Below are 26,225 nucleotides of genomic sequence, written 5' to 3' on the forward strand. Positions count from 1 at the left end.
TGGAGAACAACCATGGCGCTCACGCTGCCCCAAGGCATGGAGATCAAGGCCGAGATCCTCCCGGCCTACGAAGACATTCTGACCCCCGAAGCACTGGCGCTGGTTGCCAAGCTGCACCGTGCCTTCCAGCCGCGCCGCAAAGAGCTGCTGGCTGCCCGTGTCGAGCGTGCCAAGCGCCTGGACGCCGGCGAGCGCCCGGACTTCCTGGCCGAGACGAAGGCCATCCGTGAAGGCGACTGGAAGGTTGCCCCGATCCCGCAGGCACTGCATTGCCGCCGTGTGGAAATCACCGGCCCGGTCGATGCCAAGATGGTCATCAACGCGTTCAACTCGGGCGCGGACAGCTACATGACCGACTTCGAAGATTCGAATTCGCCCAGCTGGCACAACCAGATCCAGGGTCAGGTCAACCTGAAGGCCGCCATCCGCCGCACGCTCACGCTGGAGCAGAACGGCAAGACGTACAAGCTGAACGACAAGATCGCCACGCTGCAAGTGCGTCCGCGCGGCTGGCATCTGGACGAGAAGCACGTGCTGATCGACGGCGAACGTGTTTCCGGCGGTATCTTTGACTTCGCGCTGTTCCTGTTCCACAACGCGAAGGAACAGATCGCCCGCGGCGCTGGCCCGTTCTTCTACCTGCCGAAGATGGAAAGCCATCTGGAAGCGCGTCTGTGGAACGACATCTTCGTGATGGCGCAGAACGAGATCGGTCTGCCGCAAGGCACGATCAAGGCCACCGTGCTGATCGAAACCATCCTCGCTGCGTTCGAGATGGAAGAAATTCTGTACGAATTGCGTGAGCACAGCGCTGGCCTGAACGCCGGCCGCTGGGACTACATCTTCTCGTGCATCAAGAAGTTCAAGGTCGACAAGAACTTCTGCCTGGCCGACCGCGCCAAGGTGACGATGACCTCGCCGTTCATGCGCGCCTACGCGTTGCTGCTGCTCAAGACCTGCCACAAGCGTGGCGCGCCCGCCATCGGCGGCATGAGCGCACTGATCCCGATCAAGAACGATCCGGAGAAGAACGCCATCGCCATGGCCGGCATCATCGGTGACAAGAAGCGCGACGCGACCGACGGCTACGACGGTGGCTGGGTGGCGCACCCGGGTCTGGTCGAGCCAGCCATGAAGGAATTCGTGGCCGTGCTGGGCGACAAGCTGAACCAGTTCGAGAAGCAACGCCCGGACGTGGAAGTGACGGCCGCCCAGCTGCTGGACTTCCAGCCGGAAACGCCGATCACGGAACACGGCCTGCGCATGAACATCAACGTCGGCATCCACTACCTGGGTGCTTGGTTGGCCGGTAACGGTTGCGTGCCGATCCACAACCTGATGGAAGATGCCGCCACGGCCGAGATCTCGCGCTCGCAAGTGTGGCAGTGGATCCGCTCGCCCAAGGGCAAGCTGGAAGACGGCACGAAGGTCACGGCCGAGCTCGTGCGCAAGCTGATCCCGGAAGAACTGGCCAAGGTGAAGGAGACGGGAGCGGTGGGCCACTTTGACCGCGCTGCAGTGATCTTCGAACAGATGTCGACGTCGGAAGACTTTGCGGAATTCCTGACGCTGCCGCTGTACGAAGAAATCTAAGCGACGCTTGGGTTGCAGGGAAAACGCCGGTTGGGGCAACCCACCGGCGTTTTTTCATTTTTCCGTTGCCGCGCGATAATGTCGGGAAATCTTGCGGAGGCCGCTTTGCGCTTTGAACACTTGGTGGAAGTCAACGATCCACTGAACCCCCTGATCGACACGCTCACCCTCAACCAGATCTGGCAAGGCCTGGTGCTGCGCGTGCGGGAGCAAACCGAATTTGTCGAAAGCCTGGACGAATGCATCATCACCGCGGAAGGCGATGGCTGGGTCGAGCGTGAACTGCGCTTCGGCAAGGCACGCATCCAGGATCGCGTGACCCTCGAACCGCACAAGCGCGTGACCTACACGACCGCTGCCACGGGCGAACACGCCGGCGGCTCGCTCACCATGACGATCGAGACGAACGACACCAACGCGGCGTTCATCCGATTCGTCTACGACACCACGCTGCCCAGCGCGGATGAAACCGGCGACACGCGTTACTCGGAGATCGTCAAATCGGCCTATCGCGAGAGCGATATCGACACCGTGCGCCGCATCCGCGAGATTGCTGCCACCGGCCGCCTCGGCTGATTGCGACACCGCCCGCCCGATGCGTGGAGGACGCACCGGGCAGGGCTTGTCCCCCAAGTCGTCTCACATCACTAGAACGAGACCATGACGACATTCACACCCACCCTGGAAGCCCTGCGTGCCCGCTACGGCGAGCGCTTCAAGTGGCTGGTGTTGTTCACGCTGATGGTGGGCGCGGTGTCGTCCGTCATTTCGGCCACCATCGTCAATGTGGCGATTCCTGATCTGAGCCGGCATTTCGTGCTCGGACAGGAGCGCGCGCAGTGGGTGTCCGCCAGCTTCATGGTGGCGATGACGCTAGCGATGCTGCTGACACCCTGGCTGCTGTTGCGCTTTGGGTTGCGGCGCACGTTCATCGGCGCGTTGCTACTGCTGGGGCTGGGTGGGTTGGCCGGTGGGCTGTCGCCCAACTACGAGGTGATGATCGCCATGCGGGTGGTGGAGGGCATTGCCGCCGGCATCATGCAGCCGCTGCCCAACATCCTGATCCTGCGCGTGTTTCCGGAGCGTGAGCAGGGTAAGGCATTTGGCTTGTTCGGTTTTGGCGTGGTGCTGGCGCCTGCAGTGGGCCCAAGCGTGGGTGGCTTTCTGGTGGAGCTGTTCGGCTGGCGCTCGATCTTTTTCGTGGTGGTGCCGTTCACGCTGATGGGTTGGGTGATGGCGCGGCGCTTCATGGCGCTCAACTCGTCCATGGCCGGTGAGCCCAAGCCGCTCGACTGGCGCGGTTTGCTGCTGATCGGTGCGGCCACGGTATCGCTGCTCAACGGGTTGGTGGCGCTGCATACCGATGCCACGCACGGCGTCATGCTGATGGCTGTGGCGGCTGCGTGCGTCGCGGGTTTCGTCTTCTGGCAGCGGCGGGTGGAGTCGCCATTGCTGGATCTGCGGCTGTTCAGCTACCGGCAGTTTGCGATGGGGGCGGTGGTCGCCTTTATCTATGGGGCGGGACTATACGGCTCGACGTATCTGGTGCCGGTGTATATGCAGGTGGCACTGGCCTATGCGCCGTCGCGTGCGGGGCTGGTCCTGTTGCCGGCCGGGTTGGTGCTGGCCGTGACCATCATTTTGGCGGGGCGCCTGACCAACCGTATCGAGCCGTTCCGGCTGGTGTCGTTCGGATTGGCCGCGCTGGCAGTGTCCTTCTTCCTGATGGCGACCAACACCCGAGCCACGAGCTATCTGCTGCTGATCGCGATTGCTGTTATTGGCCGGATCGGGCTGGGTTTCGTGCTGCCATCACTCAGTCTTGGTGCCATGCGCGGTGTCGATTTCACGCTGATCCCGCAGGGCTCCAGCGCGGTTAACTTCCTGCGCCAGCTCGGCGGGGCGATTGGCGTGTCGGCCACGGGCATCTTCCTGCAATGGCGGCTCGCGTCACGCGGCATCGAAACCGTGCACGGGGCGGCGGTCGACCCGGATGCCCGCATCCTGGCCTTTGACGAGACGTTCATTTTTCTCGGCACGCTGTGCGCGCTGGCGGTGCTGGCTGCGTGGCGCATGCGGCGCCGCGAGGTGCCATCTGCCATTCCCGCCGCGCAATAAAAAACCGGGCACGAGGCCCGGTTTTTCGTCTGACGAGGCAACGATCAGGTCGTCGCGCCGCTCTTCAGTTCTTCGACGAGGTCGATGTATTTTTGCTTGGCGTCGTCTTGCGAGGTGCCCTTCAGGCCTTCCCAGGCTTCAAATTTGTAGCGGCCGACGATGTCGGTGAAGCCCGGCTTGTCGCCGTGCGCATCGCCTTCGCTGCCTTGCTTGAAGAGGGCGTAAAGACGCAGCAGCGTCATGTTGGCGGGGCGCTCGGAGAGGCCCTTGACGTCAATCTGGGCTTGGTCGAAACGGGCTTGCAGGTCGCTCATGATGATTCCCGGCTGAAAACAATGGTCTGGCGATGATAGCGCCGGGGTCGTGCGGTCGGGCCGTTTGAATTCGAGGATGGCTTCGGTTTTCCGCATGACTGGGTACGGGTTTGCGCATTCAGCCGTCACACCAGCCGGTACAATGCGGCCATGCCTTGGATTCTTGCTTTCGATACCTCCACCGAGTTCTGTTCCGTCGCCCTTGGTGACGGCGCGCGCACGCTGTTCCGCCATGAGCACACCGGCGCGCGTTCCAGCAGCCGTGTGCTGCCGGCCGCCGGCGAATTGCTGGCCGAGGCCGGCATCGCGCTGGCTGATTGCGCTGCGATTGCCTTCGGCGCAGGGCCTGGCTCCTTCACCGGGCTGCGTACCGCTTGCGGGGTTGCGCAGGGTCTGGCGTTTGGCGCCGACTTGCCTGTGGTGCCGGTCAACTCGCTGGTGGCATGCGCGGAGCAGACACGCGCAACATTGCCCGCCGGCACGGCGGTGACGGTTGCACTCGATGCGCGGATGGACGAGTGCTACTGGGCCAGCTTCGTCCCTGCCGATACGGCACAGGAGGCTTCGGGCTGGCATGCGCTTACGGCCATCCAGGTGAGTGGCCCTCAAGCCGTGATCGCACCGTCGCAGCCGTACTGGCTGGTCGGCAATGCCACCACGGTATTCGGCGACCAACTGACCGCTGCGACCGGCGCGACCACCGTGCTGCCCGAGGTGGCACCGCATGCGCGCGAGATCGCCGCGCTCGGGCTGCGCCTGCTGGCTGCGGGCCACACGGTCCGCCCCGAGGATGCCGCGCCGCTGTACGTGCGCGACAAGGTCGCACTCACCATTGAAGAGCGTCAGGCCGTGCAGCAGGCCAAGGCCGCGGCAGGACTGCGCGCATGAGCCTGATCGACAACGCACTGGCCAGCGTGACCGCGCAGACGCCGCTGCCCGCCGGCTGGCGCGCCGAACGCATGACAGCGCTGGATCTGGGCGGCGTCGCCGCTATCGAGCAGGCCGCGTTTGCGTTTCCCTGGTCGCGCGGCAACTTCGAGGATTCGCTCAAGTCGGGTCACCTCGGCATCGTGCTGCGTGACGGAGGCAACGAGGTCGCGGGCTACCTGATCCTGATGCCGGTGGTTGACGAGATGCACCTGCTGAACGTGACGGTGGCTCCCGTCTGGCAGCGACAGGGGCTGGGGCGTTGGCTGTTGCGTTTGGCAGTGGCGCTGACGCTCGCGCATGGCTTTGGCAGCCTGCTGCTGGAAGTACGGCCGTCCAATACCGGCGCGATTACGCTGTATCACCGCGTGGGGTTTGCCGAGATCGGCCGCCGCAAACGCTATTACCCGGCCGAGAACAGCACACGCGAAGACGCGCTTGTCATGCGCATCGTCTGCGAAGCGAGCGGGGTGGAGGCAGCATGAATCGTCGATCTCGCCTGCTGGAGGCGCTGGGCGTTTCCAACGAATGGGTGCTGCGTGGTGCCGAGCCGGCCGAGGTGGAAGTTGCTGAGGTCGTCGAGGTTGCCGTTGCCGAGCCGGTTGTCGCTGAGACTGCCGTTGCGGCTCCGGAACCCGTCGTCGCGCGCATCGAGGTATTCCCCGAAGTGGCACACGCGGCTGAAGCGCCAAACGATGCTGCCGAGCCCCGCGCGCAACGCATTGCAGCGTTCGACTGGGCGCAGCTGGAAGACGCCGTTTCCAATTGCACGTCGTGCAAATTGTGCGAGCGCCGGACCAATACGGTCTTTGGTGTTGGTGACCGCCAGGCCGAGTGGATGCTGATCGGCGAGGCCCCAGGCGAGAACGAAGACAAGCAAGGCGAGCCCTTTGTCGGCCAGGCCGGCAAGCTGCTCGACAGCATGCTGCGCGCTGTCGGTCTCTCCCGAGAGAAAGGCGTGTTCATCGCCAACGTGCTCAAATGCCGTCCGCCAGGCAACCGTGATCCGGAGCCGGACGAGGCGGCGATGTGCGACCCGTATCTCAAGCGCCAGATTGCGCTGGTCAAGCCACGCATCATCGTTGTGCTGGGCCGAGTTGCCGCGCAGAACCTGCTACAGACACAGACGGCTGTGAGCAAGCTGCGCGGCAAGGTGCACGAGGTGGAAGGCGTGCCCGTGGTGGTGACGTATCACCCGGCCTATCTGCTGCGCACGCTCACCGACAAGGCTCGCGCGTGGGAAGACCTGTGCCTCGCGCGCAAGGTCTATGCAGAGCACGGCGGCGAATAGCATCGTCCTCAGGTGAGGGCGACATACGCCGCCACCGCGAGCATGCATAGCCCGAAGATCCACCCCTGAATGCGCAGCGCCCGCGGCGAGCGGAAGCGCTGCAGCACCACCTTGCCGCCCGCAATCCAGGGGAAGTGGCACGTCACGCCCACGAGCATGAAGCCTGCCGTCAGCATGGCCGCCTGTGTCGCCATGCTTGCGCCCGGCTTCAGGAACTGCGCGAACATCACGACGATCATCGAGTGGATCTTCGGGTTGACCATCACGCAGAAGAAGCCCGCGCCAAAACCCAGGCGCGAGGTATCACGCTCTTCCGCAGCGCCTTTGGCCGTCGGCATCAGGAAGCCTTTGGCGAGATAGAGCAGATACAGCACGCCCACCCATTTCAACGCCAGCTCGAGGGCCGGATAGTCGTGCAGCACGCGGCCGAGCCCTAGGCCGTAGATCAGGCATAGCACCAGGTTGGCGGCTTCAAAGCCCAGCCAGAACGGGACTGAGCCACGGATGCCGAAGCGCCCGCCGGCAGTCGCCAGCAATGTGTTGCCCGGACCGGGGCTGATGACCATCGGAATGGCGTAGCCGAAGAAGGCGGCCCACAGTTCCCAAGCGAGCATGGTGTTGGTCTCCAATGACGATGGCGCGGGGTGCGCCGAAGCCGCCATTAGACGAGGTGCGCGATGCGGTGCCAAACGATCTATCCTCATGGCTTCGATCAACCAGGGTTATCGAACAAACACCATGCGACGACTGCCGCCGTTGGGTGCGCTGCGAGCCTTCGAAGCTGCCGCGCGCCACCTGAGCTTCACCCGCGCCGCTGCCGAGCTGTGCGTCACGCAGGCGGCGATCAGCCACCAGGTGCGGCAGTTGGAGGACTGGCTTGGCTTGAAACTGTTTGCCCGACGCGGTCATGCACTGACGTTGACGGTGGAAGGGGGCAGTTATCTATCTGAGCTGACGCATCTGTTCGATGGTCTGGTGGAGGCGACTGCGCGCTTGAGCGGGCGCGCGCAAGACACGCTGCGTATCACCGCGTTGCCGTCGTTTGCGTCACGCTGGCTGCTGCCGAGGCTGGGCGGCTTCCGCGTGCAGCATCCGGAGATCGAGCTGAAGCTGACCACCTCCACCACGCTCTGGGTCCATACCGACGACACCTTCGACATTGGTATCCGCTCGGGGTTGGGCCGCTGGCCCGGCCTGAAGGCCGACCTCATCGCACGTGAGTACCTGAGCTCCGTGTGCAGCCCGGCGTTGCGAGAGTCATTGGCAGCGCCAGCTGACTTGCGCCATGCCACGCTACTGCATGACGAACCCAAGGGTGCCTGGCGCGCGTGGTTCGAGCATGCTGGTGTGATACCGCCCCGGCGTACGTCGGGTGTGGTCTTCAACGATGCGGGGATGGTCTTGCAGGCGGCCGTGGAAGGCCAGGGCGTGGCGTTGGGCCGGTTGCTGCTCGCCGCAGACGACCTGGCGGCCGGGCGGCTGGTACAGCCGTTCGACGTGAGCATGCCGAACGACTTCAGCTACTGGCTGGTGTATCCGCGTGCCTCGGCCGGGCGGCCCGAGGTGGCGGCGTTTCGCGCGTGGCTCCTGGCGGAGGCACGCGGCAACGCTTAGTGGTGCTTGCTCAGTGGTGCTTGTCCTCGCCGATGAGGGCGGCGGTGTGGAACAGTTTCTCGTTGATGCGATGCCGGCGCATCACCAGCGCCATCGTGATGCACACGAAGATGCCGAACGACACGATCACGATGCTCACGGGCACGTTGAGTTTGATGAGCAGGGCGTACAGGCACAGCATCAGCAGCACCGAAACGTTCTCGTTGAAGTTCTGCACGGCGATCGAGTGACCTGCCGAGAGCAGCACGTGCCCACGGTGCTGCAGCAATGCATTCATCGGCACCACGAAGAAGCCCGACATCGCGCCCACCACCATCAGGAACAGGTAGGCGATCAGCATGTACAGCGGCAACTTGAACTCGCCGATGTGGAACGTGACTTCGGGAATCGTGTGCTTGGTATAGAACGCCATCAGCATGACGACCGCGCCCATCGCCACGCCCACCGGCAGCACATCGAGTGAGCGGCGCAGCGGGATCTTCACCGCCGCCGCCATGGCGCCGGCGGCCACACCCACGGCCACTACGGCCTGCAGAATGGCGCCCTGCGACAGGTTCAGCTCAAGCGATTGCTCCGCCCACTTCAGCACGATGAACTGCAACGTGGCGCCCGCGCCCCAGAACAGCGTCGTCACCGCCAGCGAGATCTGGCCCAGCCGGTCGCGCCACAGCGCGTTGAAGCAGTCGGCAAATTCGGAGATCAGGCGTACCGGGTTCTTCTCTTGCTGCGGGTAGCGCGCACCGGTGTCGGGAATCCGCAGATTGAACAGCGCCGCGATCAGGTAGATCGCCATGATGACGAGCATGGCCGCTTCCGCAGGCGTGTCGATGGCTTCCAGACCGGGAATATCAAACGCCAACAGCCACGTCGACACGTGCTTGGAGATCAGTGCGCCGCCCAGCACCGTGCCGAGGATGATCGAACTGACCGTCAGCCCTTCGATCCAGCCGTTGGCGGCAACCAGTTTTTCTGGGGGGAGCAGTTCGGTAAGGATGCCGTACTTGGCCGGAGAATACGCTGCCGCGCCAAAGCCCACCACGCCGTAGGCGAACAGCGGATGTACGCCGGTGAGCATGACGCCGCAACCGATCAGCTTGATGGCATTGGTGATGAGCATCACGCGGCCCTTGGGCCGGGAGTCTGCAAAGGCGCCCACGAAGGCGGCAAGCAGAACGTAAGAGAGCACGAAGAACAGTTTGAGCAGCGGGGTCATCCACTGCGGCGCATGCATCTCTGTCAGAAGGGCGATGGCGGCGATGAGCAGCGCATTGTCGGCGAGCGACGAGAAAAACTGCGCCGCCATGATGGTGTAAAAACCCTTCTTCATACCTTCGAATTCGTCCCCGTAGATCGCGGTGCCAATCCCGTCTTCACGACGCGCAGACGTTGTGCCGGCGTACGGAAGCTTCCCTCCCAGGCGGCCGGCTGCACGATGCATCGGCTGACCGGCCGTGCAGCGCACAGGTGCGCGAGTGCAGCATGCATGCCGCCGCCCGCGCGGGCTCCCCTGGCTGTGGTTCCCTTTATCGGGCCAGTTCGGTGCTGCAAGACACGCATCGCCGGGCAACCGTAGGAATCTTCACTGACAGGCGTCCGAGGCATGCGTTCCGCTCGGTACGTCTTTTTGTCTCGCCTGCGCACATGGTCAAACCCGGGTGCGATGCGGTCACGCAAAAAGAAGTGGCTGTTGCCCAACTTTCCTTATGCAGCCAATGCATCACGTATGTTTGCCCATGCCTAATTTGAACGGCTTTATAACATGAAACTTGTGCGCTTCCGGTGACGGCGGCGCACTTTCTTTTTCCCGATCGGCCTGTGGGTGCGAACCAGTTGGCGTCCTGTGGTCAAATAGAACGCTGATCGCTCGGGGCCGGCCGCTGCACGTTCGCCGGCCTCGCAATATTTATTGCATTGCAACACCGATGCCGCACCACCAGCGCGCCATCGCTCCAACGTTCTGCAGGTTTGCCGTCATGCCAAGACCCATTCAGGCCGTCATCCACGGCCCCGCACTTGCCAACAATCTCCAGGTTGCCCGCCGCCACGCCCCGAACTCGCGTGTGTGGGCGGTCGTCAAGGCCAATGCCTACGGCCACGGTATCGAGCGCGCCTACGAAGGCCTGCGCCAGACCGATGGTTTCGGGCTGCTCGATCTCGATGAAGCCGTCCGCGTGCGCCAGCTTGGCTGGCAAGGACCGGTTCTGCTGCTGGAAGGCTTCTTCAAGCCTGAAGACCTCGCTGTCGTCGAGCAGTACCGCCTGACCACGACTGTCCATAGCGAAGACCAACTGCGCATGCTGGAATTGGCGCGCTTGAAGGGGCCGATCAGCGTACAGCTCAAGATCAACACCGGTATGAGCCGCCTCGGCTTCATGCCGGCGGCTTACCGGGCTGCGTGGGAACGTGCCCGCGCCATCTCCGGCGTTGGCACCATCGTCCACATGACGCATTTTTCCGATGCGGATGGCCCGCGCGGCATTGAGCACCAGCTCGCTGCCTTCGAACTGGCTACGCAAGGGTTGCCGGGCGAGGCATCGCTGTCGAACTCCGCCGCCACGTTGTGGCACCCGAAGGCGCATCGCGACTGGGTGCGCCCGGGCGTGATCATGTACGGCGCCTCGCCGACGGGCCTGGCCAGCGATATCGAAGGCACGGGCCTGATGCCGGCCATGTCGCTCAAGAGCGAACTGATCGCAATCCAGGATTTGCAGCCGGGCGACACCATCGGTTACGGCTCGCGCTTCGTGGCAGAGCGCCCGATGCGCATCGGCGTGGTGGCGTGCGGCTATGCAGACGGCTACCCGCGCCATGCCCCAGGTTGGGGCGACCAGTTCACGCCGGTGCTGTTGATGGCGAGCGCACGCACACGGTGGGGCGCGTGTCGATGGACATGATTACCGTCGATCTGTCGAACCTGCCGAACGCCCGCGTTGGTACGTCCGTCACGCTGTGGGGCGAAGGTCTGCCCATCGATGATGTGGCGCATGCCGCGGGTACCGTCGGCTATGAACTGATGTGCGCGGTCGCGCCGCGCGTGCCGGTCACCGTCGAGCCGGTTGAGACTGCGGACGCGGGCGAGCTCGGCAAGGCAGCCTGAGCGTCGCGCCAAGTTACACACGCAATACGAAGATCAAGCGGCCGCCCGACAAGCGTAGCGGCCGCAAGCAGGGGGTTGTTTGGCCAAGAGCAAGACGGTCTATACGTGCACCGAATGCGGTGGCACGGCGCCGAAATGGGCGGGGCAGTGCCCGCATTGCCAGCAGTGGAACACGCTGGTGGAAACCGTAGCGCAGCCGGCCTCTGGCGCAGGCGCGCGTTTCCAATCGCTGGCATCGAGCGCGACGGTACGCAAGCTGTCGGAGATTGATGCGGAAGATGTGCCGCGTTTCTCCAGCGGTATCGATGAGTTTGACCGTGTACTGGGCGGTGGCCTGGTCGGTGGCGGTGTGGTGCTGATCGGCGGCGATCCGGGCATCGGCAAGTCGACGCTGCTGCTGCAGGCGCTGTCCAACCTGTCGGCCACACGGCGTGTGCTGTATGTGAGCGGCGAAGAATCCGGCTCGCAGATTGCGCTGCGTGCGCATCGCCTCGGCATCGAGAGCCAGAATCTGGCGCTGCTGGCGGAGATTCAGCTCGAACGCATCCAGGCAACCATTGAGACGGAAAAGCCGGAAGTCGTCGTTATCGATTCCATCCAGACGCTGTATTCGGAGGCGTTGACCTCCGCGCCGGGTTCTGTGGCGCAGGTGCGCGAATGCGCGGCGCAACTCACGCGTATTGCCAAGCGGCTGGATGTGACCACCATCCTGGTCGGCCATGTGACCAAGGAAGGCGCGTTGGCGGGCCCGCGTGTGCTGGAGCACATCGTCGATACGGTGCTGTATTTCGAGGGCGATACGCATTCGTCCTACCGGCTGGTGCGCGCGTTCAAGAACCGCTTTGGCGCCGTCAACGAGCTGGGCGTGTTTGCGATGACGGAGCGCGGGTTGCGCGGGGTGGCGAATCCGTCGGCACTGTTTCTGTCGCAGCATGAACAGGTGGTGCCAGGCTCATGCGTGCTGGTCACGCAGGAAGGCACGCGGCCGCTGCTGGTAGAGATCCAGGCGCTGGTAGATACCGCCAATGTGCCGAACCCGCGCCGCTTGGCGGTGGGCCTGGAGCAGAACCGTCTGGCGATGCTGTTGGCGGTGCTGCACCGTCACGCAGGCATTGCATGCTTTGATCAGGACGTGTTCCTCAATGCCGTGGGCGGGGTGAAGATCACCGAGCCGGCGGCGGATTTGGCGGTGTTGCTGGCGATCCATTCGTCCATGCGCAACAAGCCGCTGCCGCGTGGGCTGGTGGTGTTTGGTGAGATCGGTCTGGCGGGCGAGATCCGTCCCACACCGCGCGGCCAAGAGCGATTGAAGGAAGCGGCCAAACTGGGTTTTTCGATTGCTGTCATCCCGAAATCGAACGCACCCAAGCAGCCGATCGATGGGCTGGAGGTGATTGCTGTCGAGCGCATCGAGCAGGCGATTGATCGTGTGCGGGCGTTGGAAGCCTGATCCTTCAAAAATTCGCAACGATGTCGCGCGCGCCATTTGAAAATGCACGTGCCGTTGCAATGCGATAATCCGCCAACTTTTCTCTAAGACGCCTCTGAGCCGACGCCGCCATGCAAGCCAATTCGCGCGCCTTTTTCCTGCTGATTGCCGTGATCTCCTTTGGGGTGGTCGGCTATGCGTTGTACCTCCAGCACGTTGAGGGGCTCCAGCCTTGCCCGCTGTGCATCCTGCAGCGGTTCGCGTTCCTTGGCATTGGCGTGTTCTCGCTGCTGGCGGCGCTGTCGTCGGCCACGCGGCTGCTGTGGCACGGGCTGGGGATGCTGTCCGGGCTGGCCGGCCTGTGCGTGGCGGGGTATCACGTATCGCTGCTGCTGAACCCGAAGGCGACATGCGGTATCGACCCGATCGAGAACTGGGTCAATGCGTTGCCCACAGCGAAATGGCTGCCGCAGGTATTCGAAGCCGATGGTCTGTGCGTTGGGCCGATGCCGCCGGTGCTGGGACTGTCGGTGCCGGTGTGGTCGCTGATCTGGCTGCTGATTCTGTCGTTGACGCTGGTGGTGGGGATGATCCGCCGCGAGCGCCGCTAAGCCGGAGCCGCCGACCATGCAACGCGTGCTGGTGAGTGCCTGCCTGCTGGGCCAGCCGGTACGCTATGACGGCGGCACGGTCGTCACCGAAGGCGGCATCCTGGCGCGCTGGCAGATGGAAGGGCGCATCGTGCCAATGTGCCCCGAGATGGCCGGCGGCCTGCCGGTGCCGCGTCTGCCAGCGGAAATCCATGGTGAGGGCGGCGGTGCTGCAGTGCTGCGCGGGGCTGCCCGCGTGGTCGAGCACCATGGTCATGATGTGACCGATGCGTTTTTACTGGGCGCGCAACGTGCCCTGGAGGCGGCGCGAGAAGCCGGCGTGCAGGTGGCCGTGCTGACCGAGCGCAGCCCTTCCTGCGGCTCCACCTTTCTCTACGACGGTACGTTCTCCAGCCAACTGCAACCCGGTGAAGGCGTGACCGCGGCGCTGCTGCGCCGGCACGGTATCCGCGTGTTCAGCCAACACCAGTTGGAAGAGGCTGCGCATCTGCTCGATGCGCTGGACCGTGCCGATTCAGTCGGCAAATCGTAGCGGCAGGGCGAGCTGGACAGGCTCGCCGTTTTCCTTTACCACGCTGTTGCGCTCGGTAAAGAGCGGATGCTGCAGGGCTTCTTCCATGCGCAGCACGGGCGTGACACAACAGTCGGCATCAGCAAAGCGCGCAGCCCATTCGGCCTGTGTGGCGCTCAGGAACAGCGCAGCGATTTCGTCGCGAAGGGCGAGCGCATCATCGCCGCCGACGCGCTGGCCAAGGGCCCAGTGCTTGTCTTTCCATTCGGGCTTGCCTAGTACGTCGCACATCCCCTGCCAGAACTTCAATTCCAAGGCGCCAACAGCCATGAAGCGATCGTCCGACGTGCGGTAGACGCCGTAGCACGGTACGCCGCCGTTGAGCAGATCCGCACCGGCCCGGCTTGTCTTGCCGCGCGTGCCGACGGCAAAGAACGCCATCAGGTTGTGCGCGAACACCGAATCCGTCATCGATACGTCAACGTAGCGGCCGCGGCCGGTGGCGCGCGCATCGACCAGTGCGGCCAGGATGCCGACCACCGCCGTCAGCGCACCGCCAAGCAGGTCACCGATCTGCACGTTGGGGACGATGGGCGTGCCGTCAGCGCTGGTGAGCTGGTCCAGCATGCCCGCATAGCCGACGTAGTTGATGTCATGGCCGGCGGCCTGCGCGAGCGGGCCGTCTTGGCCGTAGCCGCTGATGGAGCACATCACCAGGGCCGGGTTGGCTGCGCGCAGCGTCTCCCAGCCGACCCCAAGGCGCGCCATGACGCCGGGGCGGAAACTCTCGATCAGCACATCCGCATGGCGCGCGAGTTCGATGAGCGCTTCTCGGTCTTCAGCGAGTTTCAGGTCCAGCCGCGTTTCGGTCTTGCCGCGATTGAGCGAGCGGAAGAACAGGCTTGGGCGTTCGGCCGCGCGGTCGGCGGGGGAGCGCATCATGTCGCGGGCGTAGTCGCCGGGGCCTGGGTCTTCGATCTTGATGATCTCGGCACCGAGATCGGCCAGGTGGCGGGTGGCGGCAGGGCCCGGCAGCAGGCGCGTGAGGTCGAGCACGCGCACGCCGGCCAGCGGCTGGCTGGTCGAGGTGGCGGTGTCCGGCGACGGGGTTGTCATCAACAAGGTCTCCTTGGCCGGACACGCCAGCCTTAGCTGATTTGTTCGAGTTGTTCGTGCAGCTCGAGCCAGCGTTCTTCCAACTGGTCGAGTTCGGTGTTGATCTCGGCCTGGCGGCGCAGGCTTTCCATCATTCGCGTCTTGTTGGCGTCTTCATATGCCGCGCCATCGGCTAGGAAGGCTTCGAGTTCGGCCTTTTCCTTCTGCAGCGGTGCCATGCGCTTTTCGATCGTGTCGACGTTCTTTTGCAGCGGCTTGCGCAGTGCGTTCAGGCGTTGACGTTCGGCGGCTTCTTCGCGTTTCTGGTCACGGCGATTGACGGCCGGCATGCCATCCGCATCGGTTGACGCCGTCTGCGCGCTGGCTGCGGCACGCTTGGCAGCGGCCTGCTTGAGCAGCCAGTCGCGGTAGTCGTCCAGATCGCCGTCGAACGGGGCGACGGTGCCTTGGCCCACCAGCAGGAACTGGTCGGTCGTGGCGCGCAGCAAGTGCCGGTCGTGCGAGACGAGGATCAGCGTGCCGTCGAACTGGGCGAGCGCCATGGTCAGCGCTTCACGCGTGTCGAGATCCAGGTGGTTGGTCGGCTCGTCGAGCAGCAGCAGGTTGGGGCGCTGCCAGACGATGAGAGCCAGCGCCAGGCGTGCCTTCTCGCCGCCGGAGAACGGCTCGATGGGCGCGGTCGCCATGTCGCCGCGGAAGTTGAAGCTGCCGAGGAAGTCGCGCAGCTCCTGCTCGCGCACGTCGGGCGCCAGGCGTGCCAGATGCAGCAGCGGCGAGGCGTGGTCGTCCAGCGTTTCCAACTGGTGCTGAGCGAAGTAGCCGATCTGCAGGCCCTTGCCGCGGCGGATCGTGCCCGAGAGCGGTGCCAGCGTCTCGGCCAGCGTTTTCACCAGCGTCGACTTGCCCTGGCCGTTGGCGCCCAGCAGGCCGATACGCTGGCCGGTCTGGATCGAGAACGTCAGGTGTTTGAGGATCGTGATGGGCTGGTCTTCGCTGGCCCCCGGGTAGCCGCAATCGACGCCCTCGAACGTGAGCATCGGGTTGGGCGCCGCATCGGGTTCGCGGAATTCGAACGAGAAGCCCGCCGCCGCATGCACGGGCGCGAGACGCTCCATGCGCTCCAGCGCCTTGACGCGGCTCTGCGCTTGCTTGGCCTTGCTGGCCTTGGCCTTGAAACGCGTGATGAACGATTCGAGATGCGCGATCTGCTTCTGCTGGCGCGCGTACGATGCTTCCTGCAGCGCCATCTGCTGCAGGCGCTGCGTCTCAAACTGCGTGTAGTTGCCGCCGTAGCGCTTGAGCTTCTGATGCTCGATATGCAGCGTGACGTTGCACACGCCGTCGAGGAATTCGCGGTCGTGCGAAATCATCACCAGCGTGCCGGCGTAGCGCGACAACCAGTCTTCCAGCCAGACCACGGCATCCAGGTCCAGGTGGTTGGTCGGTTCATCAAGCAGCAGCAGGTCGGACGGGCACATCAGTGCCTGGGCCAGATTCAGCCGCATGCGCCAGCCGCCGGAGAAGCTCGCCACCGGCTGCGTGGTCTGCGCCATCGTGAACCCGAGACCGAGCAGCAGGGCCTGCGCGCGCGCCGGGGCGGTGTAGCCATCGGCATCGGCAAAGGCGGTGTGGGCTTCGGCTTGGGCGTGACCGTCGTGGGCGGCTTCGGCGGCGGCCAGGCGCTGTTCGATATCGCGCAGGCGGGTGTCGCCGTCGAGCGTGTAGTCCAGCGCGCTGCGGTCCACCGCAGGCGTTTCCTGCGCCACGTGGGCAACCTGCCAGGTGGGCGGGATGGCGACTTCGCCGCCGTCAGCATGCAGCTCGCCGCGCAGCATCGAAAACAGCGTGGACTTGCCGCTGCCATTCACGCCGACAAGGCCGACCCGTTCACCGGGGTTGAGGGTGGCGGTGGCGTGGTCGAACAGCACCTTGGTGCCGCGCTGGAGGACGAGGTCGTCGAATCGGATCACGAAAAACTGCGCTTGAGGACAATCGAAGAAGGGAGCGATTGTAACGTGCTGCGGCGCACGATCCTGGCGCACCGTGAGCGTTTGGACAGGTGCATCGCACCATGAGGCAGCGGCGCTGGCCCGCAATCTGTGCACCCGCTTTCGACCTAGGGAAAACCATAGGCCTTCGTGAAAGTTTTTTTCTTTACATGGTCGTTTCGTGAAAATACATTTACACAAAATTTTCACGGCCCAGGACGATGGCGAAATCCACCAGCAAGCGTACGGATGTGTCGAAAGGCGCATTTGCTGCCGAAGCGACGGTCTCCGACCGCATTGCGGCCACGCTGGCTACGCTCACGCCCGCGCACCAGCGCATGGCCGAGTACGTGCTGGCGAACCCGTTTCGCGCGGCCACCATGCGCATCGACGAGTTTGCCGCCGCGGTGGAGATGTCGATTGCCACAGCCAACCGTTTTGCGCTGGCGCTGGGCTTTGATGGCTATCCGCAGTTTCGTTCTGAGTTGCTGCGCGGTTTCGAAGCAACGCTCGCACCGGTAGAGAAGCTGCGCCACGAACTGGCGCGTCCGGCTACCAGCGCGGAGATTTTTGCTGCGTCGCTCAACGAAGATATAGCCAACCTGGATGCCACGCGCCGCATGCTCGACCCTGCCGCTTGCGAGCGCGCGGTGGACGCCATCCTGAGCGCCCAGCGCATCTACGTGATGGGCTTTGGCGCCAGTGGCTATCTCGCGGGCCTGCTGCGCCACGGGCTGGATTTGTATTGCGACACGGTGATCTCCGTTTCGCAGCCGGGTGGGGCGTCTGACGCGGCCCGCCAACTGCGCAAGATCGGGCAGAAGGATCTGCTGATTGCCATTGCTTTCCCGCGCTATGCGGCGGACACGATCACCCTGGCCAAGCAGGCGGGCGATCAGGGGTGCCAGGTGCTGGCGCTGACGGATGGTCCAACCTCGCCGCTCGCGCCGCTGGCCGACATTGCGCTGTATGCACGTCCGGAGCGGCAGTTTTCGGCGACGTCCGATACGGCCGCTGTGGCGCTGTTCGAAGCGCTGTGCGGAGCGGTGGCACACCGGTCTGCGCATTCGCTGGAATCGGCCGAGCGCCTGACTGAATTTGTGCTGCCGTGGCTGCACACCGGCCAGGCCTCGCGCACCAATGCTGCGCAAGGCAATGACGCGGCCAACGCCCCCACCACTCGACGCGGCCGCAAGCGCACCGCTGAAAACTGATTTTCATAGAGCCACCCATGACCACGCCCATTCTTGCCATCCACGGTGGCGCCGGCACCATCACCCGCACGGCCATGAGCGCCGACAAAGAAGCCGCTTATGAGCAGGCGCTCAACGACATCCTGGCAGCAGGCCAGCGCATCCTCGTCGACGGCGGCAGCGCGCTCGATGCCGTGACCGAAGCTGTGCGCCTGCTCGAAGAATGCCCGTTGTTCAACGCCGGCAAGGGCGCGGTGCTGACCAGCGCCGGCACGTATGAACTGGATGCGTCGATCATGGATGGCGCCACGCTGGCCGCCGGCGCAGTCACCTGCGTCAAGCGCTTGCGCAACCCGATTCTGGCCGCTCGTGCGGTCATGGAACGCAGCGAACACGTGCTGTTCACCTCCGAAGGCGCTGAGGCGTTCGCGCAGGCGCAGGGCCTGGAATTCGTCGAGCCGGATTACTACTACACCGAAGCGCGCTACGCCCAGTGGCAGCGCGCTCGCCAGCAAGACGGCATGGCGCTGCTCGATCACGACGCGGCATCGCTCATGGCCAAGGAAAACGCGCCTATCGACCCAGATAGCAAGTTCGGTACCGTGGGCGCCGTGGCGTGTGATGCGCAGGGCCGGCTGGCGGCGGCGACTTCCACGGGCGGCGTCACCAAAAAGAAGGTTGGCCGCGTGGGCGATACGCCGATCGTTGGCGCGGGATGCTTCGCCAACAACGTGGCCGCCGTGTCGTGCACCGGCACGGGCGAGATGTTTATCCGCGCCGTGGCCGCCTATGACGTGGCTGCGCAGATGGAATACGCCGGCAAGTCGCTGGCCGACGCGAGCGACGATGTGGTCATGCGCAAGCTGATGGCCATCAATGGCCGTGGCGGGATGATCGCCGTGGATGCGCAGGGCAACGTCGCCTTGCCGTTCAACACCGAAGGGATGTACCGCGGGTTCGCACGTGGCGCCGAGGCGCCTGTCGTGTCGATCTATCGCTAAGCAGGAGAGTTGCCGTGACAACAGCCAAACAGCACAGCGCCATTGCGATGCCCGACCAGCGCATCGTGCAGGTGCAGGACCTGAGCGTGCGCTTTGCCACGTCCGAGCGCGTGGTCGACGCGGTGCGCAACCTGTCCTTCCATGTGGACCGTGGCGAGACGCTGGCCGTGGTGGGCGAATCGGGCTCGGGCAAGTCGGTCACGTCACTGGCGCTGATGCGGCTGGTGGAACACGGCGGCGGCAAGATCGTCGGCGGGCACATGCACTTGCGCCGCCGCAATGGCGAGGTGCTGGACCTGGCGAACGCCAGCCAGTCGGCCATGCGCGGCGTGCGCGGTGCCGATATCGCGATGATCTTCCAGGAGCCGATGACCTCGCTCAACCCGGTCTTTACCGTGGGCGAGCAGATTGCCGAATCGATCCGCCTGCATCAGGGTAAGTCGCCCAGCGAGGCCAAGGCCGAGGCGCTGCGCATGCTGGAGCTGGTGCGCATTCCGGAAGCGCGCAACGTGCTGGGACGCTATCCGCACCAGCTGTCGGGCGGCATGCGTCAGCGCGTGATGATTGCGATGGCGCTGTCGTGCAAGCCGTCGCTGCTGATTGCGGATGAGCCGACCACGGCGCTGGATGTGACCATCCAGGCCGAAATCCTGCAGCTGATCCGGGCACTGCAGCAGGAGCTGCACATGGCGGTGGTGTTCATCACGCACGACATGGGTGTGGTGGCTGAGGTGGCCGACCGCGTGCTCGTCATGTACAAGGGCGACCGTGTGGAAGAGGGCCCGTCGGCCACGGTGTTTGCGCAGCCGGCGCATCCGTACACGCGTGCGTTGCTGTCGGCGGTGCCGCGCCTGGGCTCGATGCAGGGCACCGATGGCCCGGCGCGTTTTCCGCTGTTGCGTGTGGACGGGACTGCTGCTGAGGTCGATACGACACCGCAACTGGCCGCCTCGCACGACGTACAACCCATCCTGCGCGTACGTGATCTCGTCACGCGCTTTGACGTGCCCACGGGCATCTTCGGCCGTGTCACGCGCCGGGTGCATGCGGTGGAGCAGGTCAGTTTTGATCTCTACCCTGGTGAGACGCTGGCGCTGGTCGGCGAATCGGGCTGCGGCAAGTCGACGACGGGACGGTCGCTCTTGCGTCTGGTGGACAGCCAGAGCGGCAGCATCGAATTTGCCGGCCAGAACATCGGCGAGTTGAAGGGCCACGCGCTCCAGACGCTTCGCCGAAACATCCAGTTCATCTTCCAGGACCCATTCGCCTCGCTGGACCCGCGCGTGCCGGTCGGCTACTCCATCATGGAGCCGCTGCTGGTGCACAAGGTGGCGTCCGGCAAAGAGGCGCAGCAACGTGTGGAGTGGCTGCTCGACAAGGTCGGCCTGCAGCCCGCGCACGCGTCGCGCTATCCGCACGAGTTCTCGGGCGGGCAGCGTCAGCGCATCTGCATTGCGCGTGCATTGGCGCTGAACCCGAAGGTGGTGATCGCCGATGAGTCGGTCTCCGCGCTGGACGTGTCGATCCAGGCGCAGATCGTCAACCTGATGCTCGACTTGCAGAAGGAATTCGGTGTCGCGTTCCTGTTCATCTCGCACGACATGGCGGTGGTGGAGCGCATCAGCCACCGCGTGGCGGTGATGTACCTCGGCCAGATCGTCGAGATCGGCCCGCGCCGCGCGATCTTCGAGAACCCGCAGCACCCGTACACGAAGAAGTTGATGTCGGCCGTGCCGATTGCGGACCCGGCACGCCGGCACCTGAAGCGCGAGCTTTCCACGCACGAAATCCCCAGCCCGATCCGTGCCATTGGCGACCTGCCGGTGGTGCAGCCGTTGGTGCAAGTGGCGCCAGACCACTTTGTTGCCCGCCATTCGATTGGCGGCGCTTACTGAACGTAGTGAAGTCAAACACTTCTTTGAGGAGGAAGGACATGTTCAATCGATTTGCTCATCGATTCACTTCGGCACCGCGCGCAGCGATGGTTGCCAGCGGCCTGGCCCTGGCGGCATTCACCATGCCGGCCTTTGCCGCCAAGGACGCCGTGATGGCGGTCTACTCGACCTTCACCACGATGGACCCGTACGACGCCAACGACACGCTGTCGTTCAGTGCCGCCAAGTCGTTCTATCAAGGCCTGTTCGGCTTCGACAAGGACATGAAGCTCGTCAACGTGCTGTGCGAAAGCTATGACGTGAGCAAGGACGGCCTGGTCTACACGTTCAAGCTGCACAAGGGCGTGAAGTTCCACGACGGCACGACGTTCGACGCCAACGCCGTCAAGGCCAACCTGGACCGCGTGACGGACCCGGCCAACAAGCTCAAGCGCTTTGTGCTGTTCAATCGCGTGGCCAAGACCGAAGTGGTGGACCCGTACACCGCACGCGTGACGCTCAAGGAGCCGTTCTCGCCGTTCATCAACGTGCTGGCCCACCCCTCGGCCGCGATGATCTCGCCCACGGCGCTGAAGAAGTACGGTAAGGACATCGCCTTCCACCCGGTCGGCACTGGCCCGTTCGAGTTTGTCGAGTGGAAGCAGACTGATTACCTGAAGGGCAAGAAATTCGACGGCTACTGGAAGCAAGGCCTGCCGAAGATCGACACCATCACCTGGAAGCCGGTGGTGGACAACAACACGCGTGCCACCGTCATGCAGACGGGCGAAGCGGACTTCGCGTTCAGCATTCCGTTCGAGCAGGCTGCGGTGCTCAAGGCAAGCCCTAAGGTGGATCTGATTGCGGCGCCGTCGATCATCCAGCGCTACATCACGTTCAACACGCGCGTGAAGCCGTTCGACAACCCGAAGGTGCGCCAGGCTATCAACTACGCCATCAACAAGGACGCGCTGACCAAGGTGGCGTTCTCGGGCTATGCAGTGCCGCAGGACGGTGTGGTGCCGCAGGGCGTGGATTACGCCGTCAAGCTGGGCCCGTGGCCGTACAACCCGGCCAAGGCGAAAGAGCTGCTGAAGGAAGCCGGCTACCCGAACGGTTTCGAGACGCAACTGTGGTCGGCCTACAACCACACGACCGCGCAGAAGATCATCCAGTTCGTGCAGCAGCAACTGGCGCAGGTCGGCATCAAGGCGCAAGTGCAGGCGCTGGAAGCCGGTCAGCGTGTCGAGAAGGTCGAGAGCGTGCAGAAGCCGGAAGATGCGGGTGTGCGTATGTACTACATCGGCTGGTCGTCTTCGACCGGTGAGTCCGACTGGGCACTGCGTCCGCTGCTGGCCTCGGAATCGATGCCGCCCAAGCAACTGAACACGGCGTACTACAAGAACGATCAGGTGGACGCCGACATCGCCGGAGCCCTGCGCACGACCGATCGTGCTGAAAAAGCAAAGCTCTACACCGACGCGCAGAAGCGCATCTGGGAAGACGCGCCCTGGGCCTTCCTGGTGACGGAGAAGATCGTCTACGCGCGTTCCAAGCGCCTGTCGGGTGTGTATGTCGCGCCAGACGCTTCGTTCAGCTTTGACGACATCGACATCAAGCAGTAAGCCTCAATGCTGTACCGGCCCGCGTGCAGCCTGTGCGCGGGCCATTGAATTGCCGTCTGTGGTGGATTTGCCATGCTGAACTACTTCGTAAAACGTGTGCTGGGCGTGATCCCGACACTGCTGATTGTGGCGGTGCTGGTGTTCTTGTTCGTGCACCTGCTGCCGGGGGATCCGGCGCGCCTGGCTGCCGGCCCCGAAGCCGACGAGGCGACGGTTGACCTCGTGCGCCGCGACCTGGGCCTGGACAAGCCGATGCCCGAGCAGTTCGTGCGCTTTTTCACCAACGCCGTGCGCGGCGAGTTCGGTACGTCGCTGCGGAGCAAGCGCCCGGTGAGCGAAGAGATTGGCGAGCGCTTCTGGCCTACGCTCAACCTGACGATCGCCAGCATGGTGTGGGCAGTCATCTTTGGCATGGTGATTGGCATTACCTCCGCCGTGTGGCGCAACAAATGGCCGGACCGCCTGGGCATGACGCTGGCCGTGTCCGGCATCTCGTTCCCGGCGTTTGCGCTGGGCATGCTGCTGATGGAGGTGTTCTCCGTGCAGCTCGGCTGGCTGCCCTCCATCGGCGCGGATACCTGGAAGCACTATGTCCTGCCGTCGATCACGCTGGGCGCTGCCGTGGCCGCCGTGATGGCGCGCTTCACCCGCGCGTCGTTTGTCGAAGTGCTGCAAGAAGATTTTGTGCGTACCGCCCGTGCCAAGGGCGTGCGCGAGACAGTGGTGGTCATCAAGCATTGCCTGCGCAACGCGATGATTCCGGTGGTGACCATGATGGGCCTGCAGTTCGGCTTCCTGCTGGGCGGCTCGATCGTGGTGGAGAAGGTGTTCAACTGGCCGGGCCTCGGGCGCCTGCTGGTGGATGCGGTGGAGATGCGCGACTACCCGGTCATCCAGGCCGAGGTGCTGCTGTTCTCGCTGGAGTTCATCCTGATCAACCTAGTGGTGGACATGCTGTACACCGTGATCAACCCGACCATCCGCTACAAGAAGTAAGGAGACGGCCATGACGCAGACAACCAGTCCGGCCGCGGGCGTGCCAAAAACGCCGCAAGCCACAACCGAACCCGTCCGCACCCCGTGGACGGAGTTCTGGCGCAAATTCCGCAAACAGCATCTGGCGATGGGTGCCGGGGTGTTCGTGATCGCGCTGGCGTTGATCGCCATTCTCGCGCCACACATCGTGCCGTTCGATCCGGAAAACTATTTCGACTACGATGCGCTCAATGCCGGCCCGTCGGCGCAGCACTGGTTCGGCGTCGATTCGCTGGGCCGCGACATCTTCAGCCGCATCCTGATGGGCACGCGCATCTCGCTGGAAGCGGGCTTCGTGTCGGTCATCATCGGCGCCGTCATCGGCACTGTGCTCGGCTTGCTGGCCGGCTACTACGAAGGCTGGTGGGACCGCATCGTCATGCGCATCTCCGACGTGCTGTTCGCCTTCCCCGGCATTCTGCTGGCCATCGGCATCGTGGCGATTTTGGGCAACGGCATGATCAACGTGATCTTTGCCGTGGCGGTGTTCAGCATCCCGGCGTTTGCGCGGCTGGTGCGCGGCAACACGCTCATGCTCAAGCACCTGACGTACGTTGAGGCCGCACGCAGCATTGGCGCATCGGACTGGACGATCATCATGCGGCATATCCTGCCGGGCACGATCTCGTCCATCGTCGTGTATTTCTCGATGCGGATCGGCACGTCGATCATCACCGCCGCCAGCCTCTCGTTCCTGGGCCTCGGTGCGCAGCCGCCCACGCCGGAGTGGGGTGCGATGCTCAACGAAGCGCGCGCCGACATGGTGACGGCACCGCATGTGGCGATCTTCCCGAGCCTGGCCATCTTCCTGACCGTGCTGGCGTTCAACCTGCTCGGCGACGGCCTGCGCGACGCGCTGGACCCGAAGATCGACCGCCGTTGATATGCCCATCAGCCTTCCGACTATCGGCGCGCTGCCGGCGGGGCCGCGCAACAGCATCACGGACGTGGCGGGCATCACCGTCGGCCACGCCACGATTGCTGGCGGCGACATCCAGACCGGCGTGACCGTGGTACGCCCGCACGCCGGAGACCCGTTCGTCGACAAGGTGCCTGCTGCCTGCGCCGTCATTAACGGCTTCGGCAAGAGCATTGGCCTCGTGCAGGTAGAAGAACTTGGCGTGCTGGAAACCCCGATCGCGCTGACCAACACGTTTGCCGTGGGCGCCGTGGCGCAGGCGCAGATTCGCCAGGCCGTGGATGCCAATCCGCAGATCGGCCGCACGTGGTCCACCGTCAACCCGCTCGTCTTCGAATGCAATGACGGCTATCTGAACGACCTGCAGGCGTTTGCCGTGCAGGACGTGCATTACGAAGCTGCGTATGCCGCAGCCGGCCAGACATTCGAGCAAGGCGCGATCGGCGCGGGGCGAGGGATGTCGTCGTTTGGCGTGAAGGGCGGCATCGGCTCTGCCTCGCGCGTGGCGACGCTGGCCGACGGCTCGCAACGCACGGTGGGCGCGCTGGTGCTCTCCAATTTTGGCGTGACGGAAAACCTGACGCTGGCCGGGCACCACGTTGGCGCAGCGCTGGCAAAGGCAATCGCCGCTGGCGCACCCGAGCCTGAGAAGGGCTCGATCATCATGCTGCTCGCCACCGACGCGCCGCTCGACGCCCGCCAGTTGCGTCGCCTCGCCTTGCGTGCTGGTGCGGGCCTGGCGCGCACCGGCTCCGTCTACGGCCACGGCAGCGGCGACATCGCGCTGGCGTTCTCCACGGCCTACACCGTGCCACACCAGGGCACACGCGCCATGCCGTCGACTGCCATGACGCACGAATCGCACCTCGACCCGCTGTTCCAGGCCGCTGCCGACAGCGTCGAACAAGCCATCGTGCACGCGTTGTTTCATGCCGAAGCCGTGACCGGCCGCGACGGCCACACGCGCCGCGCCCTGACCGACTTACTCTGAACTCATGCGCATCCTGATCTCCGCCGACATCGAAGGCGTCGCCAACGTGTTCCACACCGAGCAGACACGCGCCGGCAACGGCGAGTATGAGCGCGCCCGCCGCTGGATGACCGCTGAGGCTGACGCCGCCGTGCGCGGCGCCTTCGACGGCGGCGCGACCGACGTGCTCGTCAACGATTCGCACGGCGGCTTCCGCAACCTCATCCCCGAATCGATCGACCGCCGCGCACGCTTCGTTCTCGGCAAACCGCGCTACCTGAGCATGATGGCCGGCGTGGACGGCTGCGCGGCCGTCTGCATGATCGGCTACCACGCCCGTGCCGGCAGCCGTGGTGTGCTGGCGCACACCATCAACAGCTTCGCGTTCACGCGCGTCTGGTTCAACGAGCAGGAATTGGGCGAGGCCGGCCTCTACGGTGCCCTGGCTGGCGAACGCGGCGTGCCCGTGGCCGTGGCCAGCGGCGACGACGTCTTCATCAAAGAGACCAAGCCGCTGCTGCCGCACACCACGTTTGTCGAGACCAAGCAGGCCGAAGGACAGAACGCAGGGACATCGCTCTCGCCCGAGCAGTCGTGCGAAGCGATTTACGCAGCCGTGAAGGCCACTGTGCAGCGCGGCCACTTCAGCATGCCGCTGCGCATCCAAGCGCCCATCGTGTGCCGCCTGCAAACGCAAACGCCCGCGCTGGCCGACCTGTTCTGCCAGTGGCCCGCGCTGGAACGTGTGGATGGAACGATGTTGCGTTTCGCAGCGGATTCGGTCGAACACGCCGTGCGCATGCTCAATAGCCTCTCCGCCATGTCAGCGATGCTCCGCTGAGCACGAGCCCGCGAGAGCACGCCGCAGCGTCAGCACATGCATCCAGACGGTTTGGCCGTACCTGCCCTTGATGGCGCCTTGAATTTCTGTAAGCGGGCGGAAAAAAGGCGGGGAACTGTCTGAGCGAAGCGAGTTTTCCCCGCCTCCGCCCGGTTACA

Annotated in this window: 23 protein-coding genes and 1 pseudogene; 19 read left to right on the forward strand and 5 right to left on the reverse strand. The window is 64.4% G+C overall.

The window, feature by feature from the left end; all coding sequences use genetic code 11:
- The first annotated feature begins 12 nt into the window (after positions 1-12).
- From aceB to C404_RS39735, 3 genes are all read left to right on the forward strand, one after another.
- Positions 13-1,593, forward strand: coding sequence for a malate synthase A (aceB, locus tag C404_RS39725; RefSeq protein ID WP_021194336.1), 1,581 nt, complete (start codon positions 13-15; stop codon positions 1,591-1,593).
- Between the two features lie 105 nt (positions 1,594-1,698).
- Positions 1,699-2,169, forward strand: coding sequence for an SRPBCC family protein (locus C404_RS39730; protein WP_021194337.1), 471 nt, complete (start codon positions 1,699-1,701; stop codon positions 2,167-2,169).
- A gap of 84 nt (positions 2,170-2,253) precedes the next feature.
- Positions 2,254-3,711, forward strand: a complete 1,458-nt coding sequence (locus C404_RS39735; protein WP_021194338.1) for a DHA2 family efflux MFS transporter permease subunit — start codon at positions 2,254-2,256, stop codon at positions 3,709-3,711.
- A gap of 44 nt (positions 3,712-3,755) precedes the next feature.
- Here the strand turns inward: C404_RS39735 and C404_RS39740 are convergent, their stop codons facing one another.
- Positions 3,756-4,025, reverse strand: a complete 270-nt coding sequence (locus C404_RS39740) for an acyl-CoA-binding protein (protein ID WP_021194339.1) — start codon at positions 4,023-4,025, stop codon at positions 3,756-3,758.
- A 150-nt stretch (positions 4,026-4,175) separates the two neighbouring features.
- Here C404_RS39740 and tsaB point away from each other — a divergent pair, with 150 nt between their 5' ends.
- The 3 genes from tsaB to C404_RS39755 are packed head-to-tail and all read left to right on the forward strand — an operon-like array spanning position 4,176 to position 6,243.
- The gene (gene tsaB / locus C404_RS39745) at positions 4,176-4,913 is read left to right on the forward strand and encodes a tRNA (adenosine(37)-N6)-threonylcarbamoyltransferase complex dimerization subunit type 1 TsaB (protein ID WP_021194340.1); all 738 of its coding nucleotides are present in this window, start codon (positions 4,176-4,178) and stop codon (positions 4,911-4,913) included.
- Positions 4,910-5,437: a ribosomal protein S18-alanine N-acetyltransferase gene (gene rimI, locus C404_RS39750; RefSeq protein ID WP_021194341.1), complete on the forward strand. Its 528-nt coding sequence runs from the start codon at positions 4,910-4,912 to the stop codon at positions 5,435-5,437. Before tsaB ends, rimI begins: the two co-directional genes overlap by 4 nt.
- Positions 5,434-6,243, forward strand: coding sequence for a uracil-DNA glycosylase (locus C404_RS39755; RefSeq protein ID WP_021194342.1), 810 nt, complete (start codon positions 5,434-5,436; stop codon positions 6,241-6,243). Before rimI ends, C404_RS39755 begins: the two co-directional genes overlap by 4 nt.
- Positions 6,244-6,251: 8 nt before the next feature.
- On the opposite strand, the gene C404_RS39760 is transcribed toward C404_RS39755, so the two are convergent.
- On the reverse strand, positions 6,252-6,857 hold the full coding sequence (locus tag C404_RS39760; RefSeq protein WP_021194343.1) for a LysE family translocator: 606 nt from the start codon (positions 6,855-6,857) through the stop codon (positions 6,252-6,254).
- Between the two features lie 124 nt (positions 6,858-6,981).
- Here C404_RS39760 and gcvA point away from each other — a divergent pair, with 124 nt between their 5' ends.
- Positions 6,982-7,857, forward strand: coding sequence for a transcriptional regulator GcvA (gene gcvA, locus C404_RS39765; protein ID WP_031329215.1), 876 nt, complete (start codon positions 6,982-6,984; stop codon positions 7,855-7,857).
- A gap of 10 nt (positions 7,858-7,867) precedes the next feature.
- Here gcvA and lplT read toward each other — a convergent pair whose 3' ends face one another.
- Positions 7,868-9,184, reverse strand: a complete 1,317-nt coding sequence (lplT, locus tag C404_RS39770) for a lysophospholipid transporter LplT (protein WP_031329217.1) — start codon at positions 9,182-9,184, stop codon at positions 7,868-7,870.
- Positions 9,185-9,830: 646 nt separating this feature from the next.
- On the opposite strand from lplT, the pseudogene alr reads away from it, so the two are divergent.
- From alr to C404_RS39790, 4 genes and pseudogenes are all read left to right on the forward strand, one after another.
- Positions 9,831-10,954, forward strand: a pseudogene (alr, locus tag C404_RS39775) (alanine racemase).
- Positions 10,955-11,033: 79 nt separating this feature from the next.
- On the forward strand, positions 11,034-12,404 hold the full coding sequence (gene radA / locus C404_RS39780; protein WP_021194346.1) for a DNA repair protein RadA: 1,371 nt from the start codon (positions 11,034-11,036) through the stop codon (positions 12,402-12,404).
- 110 nt (positions 12,405-12,514) lie between these two features.
- On the forward strand, positions 12,515-12,994 hold the full coding sequence (locus C404_RS39785; RefSeq protein WP_012761867.1) for a disulfide bond formation protein B: 480 nt from the start codon (positions 12,515-12,517) through the stop codon (positions 12,992-12,994).
- Positions 12,995-13,010: 16 nt separating this feature from the next.
- Positions 13,011-13,526, forward strand: coding sequence for a DUF523 domain-containing protein (locus C404_RS39790; protein ID WP_021194347.1), 516 nt, complete (start codon positions 13,011-13,013; stop codon positions 13,524-13,526).
- Here C404_RS39790 and C404_RS39795 read toward each other — a convergent pair.
- Both C404_RS39795 and C404_RS39800 read right to left on the reverse strand, forming a co-directional pair.
- Positions 13,509-14,621, reverse strand: coding sequence for a CaiB/BaiF CoA transferase family protein (locus C404_RS39795; RefSeq protein WP_021194348.1), 1,113 nt, complete (start codon positions 14,619-14,621; stop codon positions 13,509-13,511). The genes C404_RS39790 and C404_RS39795 overlap by 18 nt on opposite strands.
- A gap of 32 nt (positions 14,622-14,653) precedes the next feature.
- Positions 14,654-16,591, reverse strand: a complete 1,938-nt coding sequence (locus tag C404_RS39800; protein ID WP_021194349.1) for an ATP-binding cassette domain-containing protein — start codon at positions 16,589-16,591, stop codon at positions 14,654-14,656.
- A gap of 239 nt (positions 16,592-16,830) precedes the next feature.
- On the opposite strand from C404_RS39800, the gene C404_RS39805 reads away from it, so the two are divergent.
- The 8 genes from C404_RS39805 to C404_RS39840 all read left to right on the forward strand — a co-directional run bounded on the left by C404_RS39805 (position 16,831) and on the right by C404_RS39840 (position 26,067).
- Positions 16,831-17,823: a MurR/RpiR family transcriptional regulator gene (locus C404_RS39805; RefSeq protein ID WP_021194350.1), complete on the forward strand. Its 993-nt coding sequence runs from the start codon at positions 16,831-16,833 to the stop codon at positions 17,821-17,823.
- Between the two features lie 17 nt (positions 17,824-17,840).
- On the forward strand, positions 17,841-18,803 hold the full coding sequence (locus C404_RS39810; protein WP_021194351.1) for an isoaspartyl peptidase/L-asparaginase family protein: 963 nt from the start codon (positions 17,841-17,843) through the stop codon (positions 18,801-18,803).
- 47 nt (positions 18,804-18,850) lie between these two features.
- Positions 18,851-20,698 carry a dipeptide ABC transporter ATP-binding protein gene (locus C404_RS39815; protein ID WP_167351977.1) on the forward strand — a complete coding sequence of 616 codons (1,848 nt, stop codon included), beginning with the start codon at positions 18,851-18,853 and terminating at the stop codon, positions 20,696-20,698.
- A gap of 38 nt (positions 20,699-20,736) precedes the next feature.
- Positions 20,737-22,302: a glutathione ABC transporter substrate-binding protein GsiB gene (gene gsiB / locus C404_RS39820; RefSeq protein WP_021194353.1), complete on the forward strand. Its 1,566-nt coding sequence runs from the start codon at positions 20,737-20,739 to the stop codon at positions 22,300-22,302.
- A 72-nt stretch (positions 22,303-22,374) separates the two neighbouring features.
- Positions 22,375-23,298 (forward strand): glutathione ABC transporter permease GsiC, encoded by a 924-nt coding sequence (gene gsiC, locus C404_RS39825; RefSeq protein WP_021194354.1) that lies wholly within the window; start codon positions 22,375-22,377, stop codon positions 23,296-23,298.
- Between the two features lie 10 nt (positions 23,299-23,308).
- Positions 23,309-24,220, forward strand: a complete 912-nt coding sequence (gene gsiD, locus C404_RS39830; RefSeq protein ID WP_021194355.1) for a glutathione ABC transporter permease GsiD — start codon at positions 23,309-23,311, stop codon at positions 24,218-24,220.
- 1 nt (position 24,221) lies between these two features.
- The gene (locus C404_RS39835) at positions 24,222-25,247 is read left to right on the forward strand and encodes a DmpA family aminopeptidase (RefSeq protein WP_021194356.1); all 1,026 of its coding nucleotides are present in this window, start codon (positions 24,222-24,224) and stop codon (positions 25,245-25,247) included.
- Between the two features lie 4 nt (positions 25,248-25,251).
- Positions 25,252-26,067 carry a M55 family metallopeptidase gene (locus tag C404_RS39840; RefSeq protein WP_021194357.1) on the forward strand — a complete coding sequence of 272 codons (816 nt, stop codon included), beginning with the start codon at positions 25,252-25,254 and terminating at the stop codon, positions 26,065-26,067.
- Positions 26,068-26,225: the final 158 nt, after the last annotated feature.

Origin of the sequence: Ralstonia sp. AU12-08 (assembly GCF_000442475.1) — a bacterium.
GTDB classification, from domain to species: Bacteria; Pseudomonadota; Gammaproteobacteria; order Burkholderiales; family Burkholderiaceae; genus Ralstonia; species Ralstonia insidiosa.